Here is a 15,256-nt window from a genome sequence, read left to right as displayed (position 1 = left end):
AAGGCTCTTTAGATGCCGCAACTGTTGAAAGTTAGTGAATATAGTTTCCCTATACGTCATTGCGCATAGGTGTCAACTTAAGAGCGTAATGATTGAGCATGTATAAGTAAATTAAACCTAAACGTCATTGCGAGAAGCCGCTGCAAGCGGCGACGCGGCAATCTAAGATACGCGAAGCGTTACTCTAAAAAACAGCTTCGCTGTTTATCTGGATCGCCACGGCATCTAACGATGCCTCGCGATGACGGCTGTGTTTAATTTGTTTATACATGTTCAATCATTACGCTCCTAAGTTGACGCCTATACGTCATTGCGAGATCACGTAGTGGTCGTGGCAATCCATTTTTAATCACTTTTATCTATTGCTTCGTTCGAGCTTCGCGGCTCCTCGCAATGACGTTCTCGCGTAAATTGCTGATGCAAATCATTGGCCCAAGCAGAAATGCTCCCAGCACCCATCATTACTATTATATCATTTGGCATAGCTTCACTAATAATAATTTTAGCTATATCTTTGTGATCCTCGATAAAGGCTGCCATTGGATGAGATTTAGTATTGCTGATTTCATCCACTATACTTTTTCCTGTTATACCATCTATTGGCTGTTCACCGCCAGCATATATATCCGTGATATACACCTGGTCAGCATCAACAAAACAAGTCAAAAAATCATCAAACAAATATTTAACTCTTGTGTACCTATGTGGTTGGAAGATTGCTATAATCTTACTATTTTGCTTGTTAGCAATGTTTCTTGCTGTAGCAAGTGTAGCTTTTACTTCCTCTGGATGGTGAGCATAATCATCAATTATGGTAGCACTGTTATATTCGGCTACCTTAGTAAATCTGCGTTTGATCCCTTTAAAACTATTAAATCCATTTTTAATGATTTTAATACCAAAATCAAGTTCCACAGCTATCGCTATAGCAGCAAGAGCATTAAGGATATTGTGTCTCCCTGGGGTAGGTAAGGTAATCCGCTCTATAATTGTTATACCATGTACGTTAGGTAGGTTAATTCGCACATCAAAAGTTGATGATGTAATATCGAAATTCAAATTAAAGGCTTGTATGTGAGCATCATTTGAGTCTATGCCATAAGTTATAATTTTACGCTCAAAGATGCTACTTACTAAATTTCTAACAACTTTATGATCAATACAAGCAACTGCAAAGCCATAAAATGGTAAATTAGTTATAAAGCTCCTAAAAGCTTGAATTAAACTATCAAAATTATGGTAAAAATCTAGATGCTCAGGATCGATATTAGTTATTGCCGCAATCGTTGATGGCACACGAATAAAAGTTGCATCAGACTCATCGGCTTCGGCTATCAGATAATTCCCAGACCCAAGATAGGCATTAGTAGATTTACTATTAACAATACCACCATTAATTAAAGTCGGACAAAGCCCAGCAGCTTCAAATAAACAAGCAACGAGTGATGTTGTAGTAGTCTTGCCATGTGAGCCAGAAATTGCTACAGAGCATTTTAGCCTCATTAATTCAGCCAGCATTTCAGCCCGCCTAATTATTGGTATCTTTCTATGTAAGGCTTCCTGAATTTCAGGGTTATCTTTATTTATAGCTGATGATACTACTACATATGAAACATTAGTGACATTTTGTCCTTGATGACCAAGGAAAACCTTAATACCATTAGTTTCTAGTCTTTTGGTATTATAATTTTCTACTATATCAGAACCTTGTACTTTATATCCAAGATTATGGAGTATTTCGGCAATGCCACTCATACCGATTCCTCCGATACCTATAAAATGCATCGTATCAAGAGTTCCGTTTATTTTTTTTAATTCTAATAAAAACATTTTATATAATAATAGTTATAGTTGTTTATCTCTTGCATAATCAGTTTTTAACCAAAGGTCAAGCTTTTAAGAAAAAATTTCGATTGATTTGAGTATACTCGATGAAAATTAAGAATTGCGTTGTCGTCTTCAGGGTTCTTCGGTGCTCACGTACTAAATGTACGCTCCGCTCCTCGACCCTTCGACTCCTAGCACTTCATAATTTTGATCTTCGTCTATCAACTCTTCATTTACGAGTAGTATATACTCACTAAAAATCACAGGTCTCTGTGACCTAACCCATTAGCTGATCTATTTCAGGTTTTATTTGTGATTCCCAAGTTTTAGCAACTGTGCAATCCATAGGATCAATAAGCAATATTTTTGTTTTTGCTGTAAATTCGCGATCTGCTGCAATAAGTTTATAAGTCTCTCTCATTTTATTAGAATAATGATCGTACTCTTCTACAGTCATTTTTGCCTCCCAACTTTTACTATTACTACATTTAGCTATTATTTGTGATCTAGTAAAAGAATTAACACAAATAAATATTATATCAGGAAATTGTACGGTCTTATGAGTAGTTTGTACCTGATCTGTATAATGTCTTTTTAGCATCTCCCAACTAAATCCTTGATCTCCACAAACAGCCCCTTGGTATCCAATTACTTCTGGAAACCCTCCTTTACAAAATATGTACTGATGATTTTCTAAAGCACTACTAATTAGATTATCATAGATATTACAGCTTGCACTTATATATAATGCTCCACTTACTGTATTGTTAATTTTATCTTCTACTCTATCAAATTGAACAATTTTCTCTCCAAACTCAGTACTTTTTGGATCATCTACAATCGAGATAAGTTCTTCTTTAACGTTTCTTTTTTGCATAAGATAATCTACAGACATTTGTCTATATTCGTTTTTTCCAGCAAAACTCATACCACAAAACATTACATATTTACTCATAGTTATACCTCCCTATTTATATTATTTTATTATAATAACATAAAATAACTAAACACTAAGTACATTAGATAAATTTTTACAATTAATAAAGTAATAATCTTTCTAATTAACCTGAATTCGATGTAACAAGTTACATTGAACTTCCGTGATAAGAGTAATAAGAAGTTGACAACTCTACATGATGATTCAATTACCCGGTGCTTTACAAAAAGGTCAAGTATGCGTATATATGTTCGTCTAGTAAGAGTTAATTGCTATAATTTAATAATTTTGTAATATTTAGTTTGTATTAATTAACATTTATTAGATTATATCTTTAATTAATAATAATGAGCATAAATTTATGACTGATAGTCTTCCATCTAATAGCTACTTTAGTAAATCACCAAAAGTAGAGGATGATAATCTTGCTGTTAATCCTGCTGTTAATCTTGATGCAGTTTCTGATGATTCAGTTTCTCCCCCATCCTTCTCCTTGCCTTATAGTGTTGCTAACTCAACGTTTTACACTTCCCTTGTCAATGTACAGGGACACACGAACGACCACAATAACGACCACAATTAGGGAATATAAAATTATAGAAACCCATTATGAAAACAAATATGACTATTGCTAAAAAAATATCCACCCACACTTAGTGCAGCTATGTTATATGATATAATGCCTTATATTAACTATAAATATAAGGCATTAATATGTTTGGTCAGATTTTAAGTAACATAGGAAGTAGCATTGGTGGTGTTTTTGGTGGCGGTATATTATCCACTATTGGGCGATTTGCCGGTAGGACACTCGGTGATTACTTAGAACATTTAAATTATGAACCTGAGGAGTATTACCATTTTAAAAATATTAGAGAAAGTTTTTCCTTATCAAAAGCTGTATATGGACATCCAATAACCTTAGTTTTTGGTACGGCAAGGGTCAATGGTAAAATAATTTGGGCAAGTCAAATTAAGGAAGTACAAGTTACCAGTGTTACACAACGAGGTTTATCAGCTACTGCCGAAACTGCTTCTATCCATAATGTAACGGAATGTGAATATTATTTATCCTTTGCAGTTAGCTTATGTGAAGGCGAAATAGCTGAAATTGGTAGAGTATGGGTTAATGATCAGTTACTCAATCTTGAACAATATAAATTCAGGCTTTATTTAGGGTCAGAAGAACAATTACCCGATCCTTTAATTGCTGCAACTGAAGCTCAAGGTCAAGCACCAGCATTTCGTGGATTAAGTTATGCTGTATTTGAAGACCTACCCTTAGCTGATTTTAATAATTCAGTGCCTAATTTCTCCTTTGAAGTAACTAGGAAGGCTAATATTCCCGGTGACGTTGACGACGATAATAGCTCTATTGCGAAACTGTATATGAGAGAGGAATTTTTAGGAAAAATCAAGCAAAAAACCGGAGCATACTTTAGCGTATGTGAGGATTTTGAGCTTGATTCTGACAACAAAATTACCTCTCAGATACAGTTTCGGAGTGTAGAAGATTTAGTTGAGGCTGTTGACATAATTCCAGGATCTGGAGAATTTGTTTACGACACTATAGTACAATACAAAACTATACTAAACTCTTTAGGCGGTATCATTAGTAAAAAACCAATAAATTCAAATAATTACCGTAATATTGCTAATAGTCTTTATAGTCTAAATCAAATGAAAATTATATGCCCTAACATCAAATGGGTTGCACCAGTTGTATGTTGGTTTGGCGATAGTTTGGATATTGCAAGTTGTACTATTAAACCTGCTGTGGAATTTAATGACCCAAATACAGAATATTCAGAACAATGGCAAGTTGGGAAATATTTACGTGATACGGCAAGGCTAGTATCACGAGATGCAGATGATTTCCCTAAATATGGCGGCAGCGTCAATGATGCTAGCTTAATCCGTTACTTACAGGAACTAAAACGTAGGAATTTTAAAGTTATGTTTTATCCAATGTTTTTTTTGGATGTTTGGCAAAAGCCATGGCGTGGTCATTTAACAGGCTGCGTAAATTCAATAGTAGATTTTTTCAATAAAGATGAGGGTTATAATAATTTTATCCTACATTATGCTAAATTGGTTAAAGATCATATTGATGGTTTCGTAATCGGTTCTGAACTAATAGATTTAACTAGCGTCAAGGATCAACATAATAATTTTCCCGCTGTTACCCAATTGATAAAATTAGCAAAATTAGTCAAAGAAATCGTGGGTAATAATGTACTTGTTACTTATGCAGCAGATTGGTCAGAGTATCATCACACACAAGATGGATGGTATAATTTAGACAAATTATTTGCCTCAGAATATATAGATTTTGTAGGTATTGATGCCTACTTTCCTGTAACGAGAAGCATAAATTCAGGAATTTTACCAGAAGAAATCATGAAAGGCTGGCAATCAGGTGAAGGATATGATTACTTTATAGATAAAAATGGTGGCAAGCATCAGTTAGCTGCCGATTATGCTTGAAAGAATTTAAGATATTGGTGGGAGAATTATCATCGTAATCCTGATGGTGTTACAACAGAATGGCAACCAAGAATGAAAAAAATTTGGTTTACGGAATTTGGCTTTCCTTCCATTGATAAAGCAACTAATCAACCTAATATATTCTTTGATCCTTTATGTAGTGATGGTGGAGTACCGAGATATTCTACTGGCGAAGTTGATTTTTCTATTCAGCGTAAAGCTATCCGAAGTTTTATTGAATATTGGCAAACGCAAGAATATATCGAACAAATGTTTTTATGGACTTGGGATGCCAGACCTTACCCAGCTTGGCCACATAGTAATATTTGGCGAGATGGTAACTTATGGGCAAAAGGGCATTGGGTTAATAATAAATTTGGGGCTTGTAGTTTAGCGGCAATAATTCTCGAATTGTCTTATAAATGCGGTATTCCATTAAAGAACATCGATATATCAACTCTCGATGAAGCTGTAGAAGGGTTGGTATTAAATAAAGCTTTGTCTTGTATTGATGTTATTAACCTTTTGCGAATTATATATTTCTTTGATATCATAGCCTATCAGGAACAAATTAAGTTCACCAAACGTGGATATTCTACCCCTAGTCATATTAGTCCCAAAATATTGGTTAAACTATCAAGCAATAGTTATTTAGAACAAATAGAAATTTCTAAAACTAGCATTATTAGTAAACTAGCACTAAACTTTATTGACCGGTATGATGATTATAATAATAGCTTCTGCCAAATAAATAGTGAGAATCTTTCACATAGAGCTATTCCTAACTTAAAACTACCTATTATACTATCTTATCTTGAAGCTGAAAGATTAGGACGGTTAATCCTAAAAAATGCCGCTACTGAAACTAAAATTTTAAGATTTATCATGCCAGCAAATTTTATTAAATATCAACCGGGGGATTTTATCATATTATATTATCGGAATTATCAATATCAGATTAGAATTATCTCCATGAGATTATTTCGCCTAACAGCTGAAATTCACGGAATTATTGATGAAGTTGAGAGTTATATATTCAAGTGAATAGCTGCTTATAGTACCCTTTTTTATATAACCACTATTAAAATGGCTGCTGATCGTCATTGCACATAGGCGTCAACACAATTCTTGATTTTCTATTCTAGAGTATATAAGCAGCAAAAATTTATTTGGAATCTATCCAAGATATATTCCCATCCCGACGATAATAAACTACATTCATGCGATTAGTATGACTATTTTGAAACATTAAAGCAGGAAGGTTCTCCATATCCATTTTCATCACTGCTCCACTTACTGATAGAGTTAATATTTCTACAGATTTTTCTGCTATAATTACAGGATTATCATATGCTGCCACATTATCTTCGTCTTCATGTTCATATTGATGGGGTGTTATAGTATATTTAACTGCTTTAGATGTTACTTCGGATATTTTAACTCTATCATGACGATCCTTGAGCTTAGATTTATACTTTCTAAGCTGCTTTTCAAGTCTAGCAAGAGCAATATCAAACGCTGAATATATGTCATCTGAAGCAGCGTTACCTTTCAATATCATATGTCTGCCTGTACCATCATTCACGACAATATCACAAACCAATTGGAATCCTTGTTTAGAAAAATGCACATTTGCACTAATTATTACATCACAAAAATACTTTTCTGACACCTGCATAGTACGATTTTTTACGTAGTCTTGCAAAGAATTCCCAATAGAAATATGTTGACCTGATACTGATATTTGCATAAAATCCCCTTTATATTTAGTTAAATCAAATATTATATGTAATAATCAGATGCAGAGTCGTCTCAAATCTGATTGTTTCGATAATTTCACCGAATTTGGGATACTCAAATGATCCTACGAATTGGATTTGAAAATGAATAGTGAGCAGGCGTAGCGTACATATAGTATAGTTACGCATGCGAATCCATGATATTTTCAAAAAACAATTCGTAGGAGCAGAAGAGTATATAAGAATTAACAAATTCTTATCCCTAATTCGTATAACTACCTATCTATACAACTAATGTATAATCATGTGAATTTCAAGCCATTATTTTGAAATTTTTATAATGACTTGATAATTGCTTTAGATAAAATATAAGCTTATAACGCTTACTTCAAATTGTTCTTTTAAAGTATTTTTCAGTTAAAAAGCGATTCTTTGACCGTAATTTTACCTAAATTGTAACATTTTATAGCTAACTTAAATAAGGTTATAATTTTGTTCTAAATAATGTTTTTTTTGTTTTTACTATCTGTTTTGTTGTGATGACTTTCTAAGCCTAGATTTATTCTTATGTAGCTTTATAATTGCTTTAGTTACTCTTACTACAAAAGATGGCTCAATCCCACCTTCTAGACAAGTTTCTTTAAAAGATTCACTACCACCAAAAATCCATAATTTTGCTTCTTGTTCTAGCTTTTTTGCTGTGCGGAATTTTGATATATTGGTTGCATCAATAATTGCCTGAGTAATAATAGCTTTACGTAAGATGACATCAGGTGAATTAGTGTATGATTTAAGACGTTCAAATGGGGATTGGAATTTAATAACATTATATATATTTACTTTGTTAACCATAAATTTATTACCATATATTGATTTTAATTAAGTTCTGCGTGCAGAACCTAAGAAGTATAATGATTTTTATGCGTGTACTAATAGTTTCAGGGTAAAAAAGTGTAAATATTTTAAACTTTCTTAATAATTTAACCTGTATTCGATGTAACAAGTTAATACTAGGCTCAAGTAATCATCCCCATTAGGAGGATATCAGCCCACAACTGTTGAAAGTTTACAAATACCTATACCACAGCATCTATTAGCGAGCGTAAGCGAAGCAATCTAGGAAACAATCTATAGATAAATGATGTTACTGGATTGCTTCGTCGGCCTTACAGCCTCCGTAGCTCGTGACGTATAGGAAGCTGTATTTACTAACTTTCAACAGTTGTGGATATCAGCCCTGCGTAGCTTACTATTACCCACATCTTTTTTTCGTTCGCTAGCAAATGGCTCACACTAGACTCATTGGTTATTTTGTGGTACAATATAAATGTTTTGGTATATTCGAATGATCCTACGAATTGGATTTGAAAATGAGGGACAAGCGAACTAGGTCATAGTACCCTACATTTTTCTATAATCGTCATAGCAAGGCTCTTTAGATGCCGTGGCGATCTAGGTAAACAGCGAAGCTGTTTTTTTAGAGTAACGCTTCGCGTATCCTGGATTGCCGCGTCGCCGCTTTTTCGCGACTCCTCGCTAATAGACGATCAGCAGCCATTTTAATAGTGGTTATATAAAAAATGTAGGGTACTATGGAACTAGGTATACATTTATCACGCGAGTTCCTGATATTTTCAAAAAACAATTCTTCAAAGCAGAAAATTATAAATAATTTATGGTTTTAAAGTACTATGTCTGTGTTACCTATTGTTACTGCTCCAGATTCAAGATTAAAACAAAAATCTTTGCCAGTAAGTATAATCGATGATACTATAAGAAAGTTGATGGATGACATGGTTGAAACTATGTATCATGATCGTGGTGTGGGGTTAGCTGCCATTCAGATTGGAATAACTAAACGTATATTGGTAGTTGATTTGCAGAATAATGATGATACAGAAAGACCTGTTGGTTTTTATCCATTATTTATCGCTGACCCGAAGATAATAGACAAATCTAAAGAATTAGTTGTGGCAGTAGAAGGGTGTTTATCTTTACCGGAGCAACAGGTCGAGGTAGCAAGGTCTGAGTCTATAACTATAAGATTCTTAGATTATAATAATATCCAGCAAGAATTAAAAGCTGATGGTTGGCTTGCTAGGGTTATTCAACATGAAATGGATCATTTAGATGGTAGGCTACTAATTGATTATTTAAGTGATATAAAAAAGGACGTAGCATTACGTAAATTAAAAAAGCTAAAAAATAATATTTTGTGAAAGTAATTTTTATGGGTACGCCAGAATTTGCTGTACCTACTCTTAAGAGTTTAATTAACAGCAAAGATCACCAAGTGGTTGCCGTATTCACTCAAGCTGCAAAATCTAAAGGAAGGGGACTAAATGAGGTAGCATCACCTATCCATAGTTTGGCATCAAAATATGATATTCCAACTTATACCCCTAAAACCTTGAGAACCGAAGAAATAACCAATTTAATTAATTCAATTGATGCAGATATAATAGTAGTAGTTGCTTATGGGTTTTTGATACCACAAGCTATCCTACAAGCCAAAAAATATGGATGTCTTAATATCCATCCCTCAAGTTTACCACGTCATAGGGGAGCGGCCCCATTGCAGCGTACTATTATAGAGGGAGACCCTGAAACTTCTGTATGCATAATGCAGATGGATGAGGGGTGGGATACTGGTGATATTATATTGCAGCATTCGTTTTCACTCTCTCCTAGAATAACTTTACCAATTTTGCATGACCAATGTGCAGAAATAGGGGCTGATTTATTGGTTAAAACTTTAGATAATATTGATAACTTACCAAGGATTGTCCAAGATAAAGATGGAGTAACTTATGCTCATAAACTCAAGAAAGAAGAAGGAAAGATCGATTGGTATGAGACTGCTTACAAAATAGATTGTAGAATTCGCGGTATGAATCCATGGCCTGGAATATATTTTGAATATAGAGGTAAAGTTATAAAGATCCTAGAAGCGTATTATAATGATTTAGATGTTAAATTACCTCCTAGTACTGTGGTTAATAATAGTGTCTTAGAGATAGCTTGTGGTAAGGGTACTTTGATTATCAAAAAATTACAGCAAGAAGGAAGAAAAGCTTTAAACGTTGAAGAATTTATACGTGGGGTACAAATCCCCCTAGGTACTTTATTGGATTGATGTGGGAGAATTAGTATATACTAACTCCAACCACTCGTCTTCATCAATAATTTTAATTCCAAGCTCCTTAGCTTTTCTGAGTTTACTACCGGCATCGCTACCCGCTACCACTAAAGCAGTAGCAGACGAAACACTACTACTTACTTTAGCTCCTAACTTCTCTGCCTGAGATTTTGCTTCTGCTCTTGAAAGAGTGAGTAGAGAACCGGTAAATACCACAACTTTGCCAGTTAATGCGGTTTTGGTGGTTTGACCACTATAGTCTTGAATTTCTAAAATTTTACTTAGCTGATGAATAATTTGTAGATTTTCTTTAATATCAAAGAAGTCGATAATATCCACCAAAATTTTATCTCCTATTCCTTCTAGATCATTTAACCTTTGGTACATAGGCTGATCACCTTTTAATAAAGATTCCATAGCTTCTATAAAATTACCATAATTCTGAAATTCTCGAGCAAGTAATTTGGCATTTTGTTCGCCAATATGCCTAATTCCTAAGGAATAAATGAATCTGTTTAAGGAAACATTTTTGGCTTTGTCGATGTTTGCGAATAAGTTTTCTACAGATATTCGCCCCCATCCTATCATATTTTCAAGCTTGACTAAGCTTTTTTCATTATTATTTTGTAAATAAAAAATATCCACTGGATTTTTTATTAAAGACTCTTTCAGTAGAAATTCTATTTGCTTTTTTCCCAAACCGTCTATATCTAAAGCATTTTTAGAGGTAAAATGACAAATTCGTTCATAATTCTGAGCAGGGCAATTTAACCCATTATCACAACGAATTATTATTGTCTCTTGATTATAATGTAAATGAGAACCACAAGATGGGCAAAGTTTTGGCATATCGATTTTTTGTGATTCACTAGAACGTCGAGTAAAATCTACGGCAGTAATTTGCGGTATGACATCACCTGCCCTCTGCAAAAATACATAATCATTGATCCTTATATCTTTCCTTATGATTTCCTGATAATTATGTAATGTAGCTCTTGATACCCTAACTCCCCCAATAGAAAGCGGCTCTAACTCAGCAACAGGCGTTAATACACCTGTCCTACCTACTTGTAGAGTAATATTAATTAGTTTAGTTTGACCAACTATTGCAGGGAATTTATGAGCAATAGCAAATCTTGGACTTCTTGCAATAAACCCCATTCTTTGCTGCAAAGCAAAATCATTTAACTTATACACAACACCATCAATTTCATAAGGCAATTGATCTCTAGATGAATTCAAATATTCGTAGAAAAATTTCAGATCATCTTCAGAATACGCTAATTTTCCTATATTATTAACAATAAATCCTAGCTCTTTCAGTTTATGTAATAAAGCATCTTGAGAATCAGCTATTTTGCTACTACTATTTCCCACAGCATAAACAAAATATTGTAGTGGTCTACTTGCTGTAATGTTTGGATCTAACTGCCTTAATGATCCGGCAGCAGCATTACGTGGATTTGCAAACTTATCTTTCCCATATAATTCCTGTACTTGATTTAATAATAGGAAATCATTTTTATTAATATAGACCTCACCTCGTACTTCCAAAATTTCGGGGCTTGATACTATTGAATGAGGGAAATTCTTGATAGTCTTAATATTTTCAGTTATATCTTCTCCAATAAAACCATCCCCTCTTGTCGCAGCAGTGGTGAGTATGCCATTCTTATAGGTAGCAGAAAAAGATAGACCGTCTATTTTAGGTTCGCAAAAGATAGGTTGAAAACTATCAAGACGTAAGAAATTCTTTATTCTATTTATAAATTCTGATACATCCTCATTATCAAATGCATTACTAAGAGAAAACATTGGATTTATATGTTTTACTTTAGAAAATTTCTCTGCAGCTAGGCTACCGATTTGTTTAGTTGGACTATTTGCCAGCACAAGATGAGGAAATTTTTTTTCAAGTTCAAGATTTAAATTAAATAATTGATCATATTCAGCATCAGAAATCAGAGGAGTATCTTCTTGGTGATATGCTTTATTATATTTTTCTATCTCACTTGCCAGTTGTTTTAGTAAGTTTTCTACCTCTGATTCAGAAAGATGTTCAATATTGGTTGGAATATTTTGCATATTAATCGTAAAAGTTTGAAGATCAGATTTAATTGTAACTAGGTATGACGTATGAGGTACGGTAATGTTGTATCGAACTCAGGTTAAATTATTATTATCGCATAAATCTTGGCAACATAACCTAATAACCTCAATTTCGGATTAATTTCATTAATCCGAAATTGGAATGAGAATGTAAACAATCAGGCTTAAAGCGGTTTGACGCCTGATTGTTAAATATTTCATTTGCTAATAATCTTATTTTTATATCAATAAAAATAAGATTATTAGCGATAATAGATTAAAATGCATTCGTAGAACCGCTTCAAGAATGCATTTTTCTGATATTATAACCAGTTTTGGATTAAAATTTTTAATTTTAATCCAAAACTGAGGTTAATAAGACCTATTTAACGTAAACTCAAGTAAAGAAGCTAAATGATCTTTATAAATATTCTGTATAGGGATTTGCTCCAATAAATTACTAGCCTCATTCTTAATGTTTGCTAGATGGTCGATAATTTGTTGCTTAATACCATGTTGTATCATCAAACTTCGTATTATCTCAAATTCACTCTCAGATCTATTATCCGCCTTAATCATTTTCTGAACTGTTAATTGCCCGGTATCATCAAGCTTCTTATATAAAAAGATTAGGGGTAGAGTTATTTTTCCTTCTAAAAAATCATCACCTATATTCTTGCCCATATCATGACTATTTCCTAAATAATCAAATAAATCATCAATAATTTGGAAAATATTTCCTAAATATCTACCAAATTTTTGTAAACTTTCACAGATCTCGTTAGATTGACTAGAAATAATTGCTCCTACTTCACAAGATACTCCAAATAACTCTGCCGTTTTAGCCATAATTATTTCATTATATTCTGTTTCATCAATAATTCTCCGCTGATTCAATTTCACAAGCTGAGAAACTTCACCTTCTGATATAATTGCTGAAGCTCTTGATAAAGATTTCATAGCTTTAACAGATTTGGTATCTACCATTAGTTGAAATGATTGACTAAATAAAAAATCTCCAACTAGAATACTAGCCTTACTCCCCCAAACAACGTTAGCAGTAGGTTTGGATCTTCTCATTGTACTTTCATCTACTACATCGTCATGAAGTAAAGTTGCTGCATGAATAAATTCTACAGCCCCAGCAAGTTTTATATTATCTTCACCGACATAACCAAACATTTTACTAGTTAAAATTGTTAGTAATGGCCGTATTCTCTTTCCACCAAATTCCAATAAATATTTACCTACTACGCCAACTAGTGGTTCTTTGGCAGCTAAGTGGGTCAGAATAAGTTTATTTAAGCTAGACAGTTCTACTGCTAAATCTTTATGTATTATTTTTATAGTATCCAATTTACATCTCTAATGCTATTTTATGATTTCCTGCCAAACATCACTATCAACCTCCAAAAAAGGCTGGATCATTAATTGTTTTAACAATGAATGATGCTCATTAAAATCAGGTACTAGTTCTTGTATCCTTTTTGTTACATTATCACCAATATGTATTTTTTCCGAGGCTTTTTTGTATAATGCTAGATAATATAATGGCAGAAATTGATTAAAGTCTACGGAACCTATTTTGCCTTTTTCTATATTACTTGAATCTAATTTATACTCAAAACTTATGTCACCTGAGTTAGAATCAGGATGATCTGATATGGTTTTTAAAAAATACTTCGTACCTTCTTTGTATACAATACGACTATCTTCTGAGAATGTTTTAAACCTACCCAAGTTAAAGAAATAATTGGTTATAATATCCGTTGCCTTTAAATAATTATTAAAGACAACAAGTCCCTTAATATCAAATTTTCTAAATGCATCTAGCCTGCATTCGCTTGATAATCGAAATCCGGTATTATTAGAAAACAAACTAAGATTATTTATTTGAGCTCTCATTATATCTTGTTTTCTAGCAAGAAAATCTATATCTAAATCAAAAATATATTGATGGTTCTCTAATTCAGTCAAGTTGAATTTATCTTTATTACTGTTAATATATTGTAATTCTTCTATTAAAGATGAACTATTAGGGAGTAGCGATATATATGACAATAAGTACTGTATAGAATTCAATATATTATCGGAAAATCCTGGCTTCAAATCAATTTTTGATTCAACCTTAAGATGACTATCATTGCTACCTTCTTCTACTTTACTTTGATACAATAAAGTAGTCAAGGATTCTTGAATACTACTTGAGAACTTGCTTGATATCATTTTTATTTCTAAATCTTTAGCAAACTCACTATATAAAGATTTATTAGTTTTTATATAAAACTTACCTTCAAAACTAAAAGGCATCGGCCAAGCAAATCTATATAATAAAAGACCAGCTGGTATTCTTCTGTTTATAATATTACTTTCTAATATTTTTGTTGAATAAGCGATATTTAATTTTTGTGGCACATTATTTTTAAAATCTTCTATATCAGTATAGTATTTATTCTTTTCTAGTGAAAATGAAATAATTGTATGATCTTCATCATATAGTTTTTGCCCGTCAACTAAATCAAAAATTTTTGTCTTGTCAGATGTTAATTCCAATTCTTTTATAAAATTTATAATTTCAAACGGATCTTTTTTTTGTATAAAAACCTTAAGTAACTTAAAGCTTAAAGGAATTTTTGCTATAAAAGAATAATTACCACTTTCAAATCTTGTACCAAATCCCAAATCAATAGGTTTATAGCGACCTGTTGCGTTACCAAAATAACTAACAAAGCAAACCTGTTTCAGTAAATCATAACCTATATAAATCGGGGAATTAAATTCAATTATACTATTTTCTCCCTCTTCATGCCAACCAATTACTTGCAAGGCAATTTTAAACGGAAAACCATAGAGAGCAACTTTATTAAACTTAATGAAATATCTTTGTTCACTATCTATTGAATTAACAGCGATATAACGGTTACTATATTGCCCATTAATCTTATTAGCTAAAGAAGTAACAATTACCAACCATGAGATGGTATAAATCAATAGGATTACAGCAATTATAACTGATATATATATTAACGTTTTTCGCAT

Annotated in this window: 11 protein-coding genes and 1 pseudogene; 5 read left to right on the top strand and 7 right to left on the bottom strand. The window is 32.7% G+C overall.

The window, feature by feature from the left end:
• Positions 1–345: 345 nt before the first annotated feature.
• Positions 346–1,830, bottom strand: a complete 1,485-nt coding sequence (gene murC / locus AAGD53_RS02335; RefSeq protein ID WP_341763129.1) for a UDP-N-acetylmuramate--L-alanine ligase — start codon at positions 1,828–1,830, stop codon at positions 346–348.
• A 274-nt stretch (positions 1,831–2,104) separates the two neighbouring features.
• Complete coding sequence (locus AAGD53_RS02330) at positions 2,105–2,782, bottom strand: hypothetical protein (RefSeq protein WP_341763128.1); 678 nt, start codon at positions 2,780–2,782, stop codon at positions 2,105–2,107.
• Between the two features lie 343 nt (positions 2,783–3,125).
• Here AAGD53_RS02330 and AAGD53_RS02325 point away from each other — a divergent pair, with 343 nt between their 5' ends.
• From AAGD53_RS02325 to AAGD53_RS02315, 3 genes and pseudogenes are all read left to right on the top strand, one after another.
• The gene (locus AAGD53_RS02325; RefSeq protein ID WP_341763127.1) at positions 3,126–3,347 is read left to right on the top strand and encodes a hypothetical protein; all 222 of its coding nucleotides are present in this window, start codon (positions 3,126–3,128) and stop codon (positions 3,345–3,347) included.
• Positions 3,348–3,478: 131 nt separating this feature from the next.
• Positions 3,479–5,506 (top strand): annotated as a pseudogene (locus AAGD53_RS02320) (glycoside hydrolase TIM-barrel-like domain-containing protein); the annotation flags it as partial.
• 15 nt (positions 5,507–5,521) lie between these two features.
• Complete coding sequence (locus AAGD53_RS02315) at positions 5,522–6,295, top strand: phage tail protein (RefSeq protein WP_341763388.1); 774 nt, start codon at positions 5,522–5,524, stop codon at positions 6,293–6,295.
• A gap of 121 nt (positions 6,296–6,416) precedes the next feature.
• Here AAGD53_RS02315 and hpf read toward each other — a convergent pair whose 3' ends face one another.
• On the bottom strand, positions 6,417–7,001 hold the full coding sequence (gene hpf, locus AAGD53_RS02310) for a ribosome hibernation-promoting factor, HPF/YfiA family (protein ID WP_341762089.1): 585 nt from the start codon (positions 6,999–7,001) through the stop codon (positions 6,417–6,419).
• A gap of 511 nt (positions 7,002–7,512) precedes the next feature.
• Positions 7,513–7,842: a hypothetical protein gene (locus tag AAGD53_RS02305; protein ID WP_341763126.1), complete on the bottom strand. Its 330-nt coding sequence runs from the start codon at positions 7,840–7,842 to the stop codon at positions 7,513–7,515.
• 839 nt (positions 7,843–8,681) lie between these two features.
• Between AAGD53_RS02305 and def the strand changes: the two genes are divergently transcribed.
• Complete coding sequence (gene def / locus AAGD53_RS02300; RefSeq protein WP_341763125.1) at positions 8,682–9,209, top strand: peptide deformylase; 528 nt, start codon at positions 8,682–8,684, stop codon at positions 9,207–9,209.
• Positions 9,206–10,126: a methionyl-tRNA formyltransferase gene (gene fmt / locus AAGD53_RS02295; RefSeq protein WP_341763124.1), complete on the top strand. Its 921-nt coding sequence runs from the start codon at positions 9,206–9,208 to the stop codon at positions 10,124–10,126. Before def ends, fmt begins: the two co-directional genes overlap by 4 nt.
• On the opposite strand, the gene ligA is transcribed toward fmt, so the two are convergent.
• The 3 genes from ligA to AAGD53_RS02280 form a co-directional block, all read right to left on the bottom strand.
• Complete coding sequence (gene ligA, locus AAGD53_RS02290) at positions 10,115–12,214, bottom strand: NAD-dependent DNA ligase LigA (RefSeq protein ID WP_341763123.1); 2,100 nt, start codon at positions 12,212–12,214, stop codon at positions 10,115–10,117. The genes fmt and ligA overlap by 12 nt on opposite strands.
• Positions 12,215–12,589: 375 nt before the next feature.
• Entirely contained in the window at positions 12,590–13,573 is a 984-nt protein-coding gene (locus tag AAGD53_RS02285; protein ID WP_341763122.1) for a polyprenyl synthetase family protein, read from the bottom strand.
• Positions 13,574–13,588: 15 nt separating this feature from the next.
• Positions 13,589–15,256 (bottom strand): hypothetical protein, encoded by a 1,668-nt coding sequence (locus tag AAGD53_RS02280; protein ID WP_341763121.1) that lies wholly within the window; start codon positions 15,254–15,256, stop codon positions 13,589–13,591.

Origin of the sequence: Candidatus Tisiphia endosymbiont of Melanophora roralis, from assembly GCF_964026575.1 — a bacterium.
Taxonomy (GTDB): domain Bacteria; phylum Pseudomonadota; class Alphaproteobacteria; order Rickettsiales; family Rickettsiaceae; genus Tisiphia.
This window is presented reverse-complemented; position numbering and strand designations above follow the sequence as displayed.

Excerpts from the sequence above, each read along its gene's own strand:
- AAGD53_RS02330 (WP_341763128.1), bottom strand. The coding sequence starts at position 2,782 with ATGAGTAAATATGTAATGTTTTGTGGTATGAGTTTTGCTGGAAAAAAC.
- AAGD53_RS02280 (WP_341763121.1), bottom strand. The coding sequence starts at position 15,256 with ATGCGAAAAACGTTAATATATATATCAGTTATAATTGCTGTAATCCTA.
- hpf (WP_341762089.1), bottom strand. The coding sequence starts at position 7,001 with ATGCAAATATCAGTATCAGGTCAACATATTTCTATTGGGAATTCTTTG.
- AAGD53_RS02325 (WP_341763127.1), top strand. The coding sequence starts at position 3,126 with ATGACTGATAGTCTTCCATCTAATAGCTACTTTAGTAAATCACCAAAA.
- AAGD53_RS02315 (WP_341763388.1), top strand. The coding sequence starts at position 5,522 with ATGTTTTTATGGACTTGGGATGCCAGACCTTACCCAGCTTGGCCACAT.
- murC (WP_341763129.1), bottom strand. The coding sequence starts at position 1,830 with ATGTTTTTATTAGAATTAAAAAAAATAAACGGAACTCTTGATACGATG.
- AAGD53_RS02305 (WP_341763126.1), bottom strand. The coding sequence starts at position 7,842 with ATGGTTAACAAAGTAAATATATATAATGTTATTAAATTCCAATCCCCA.
- def (WP_341763125.1), top strand. The coding sequence starts at position 8,682 with ATGTCTGTGTTACCTATTGTTACTGCTCCAGATTCAAGATTAAAACAA.
- ligA (WP_341763123.1), bottom strand. The coding sequence starts at position 12,214 with ATGCAAAATATTCCAACCAATATTGAACATCTTTCTGAATCAGAGGTA.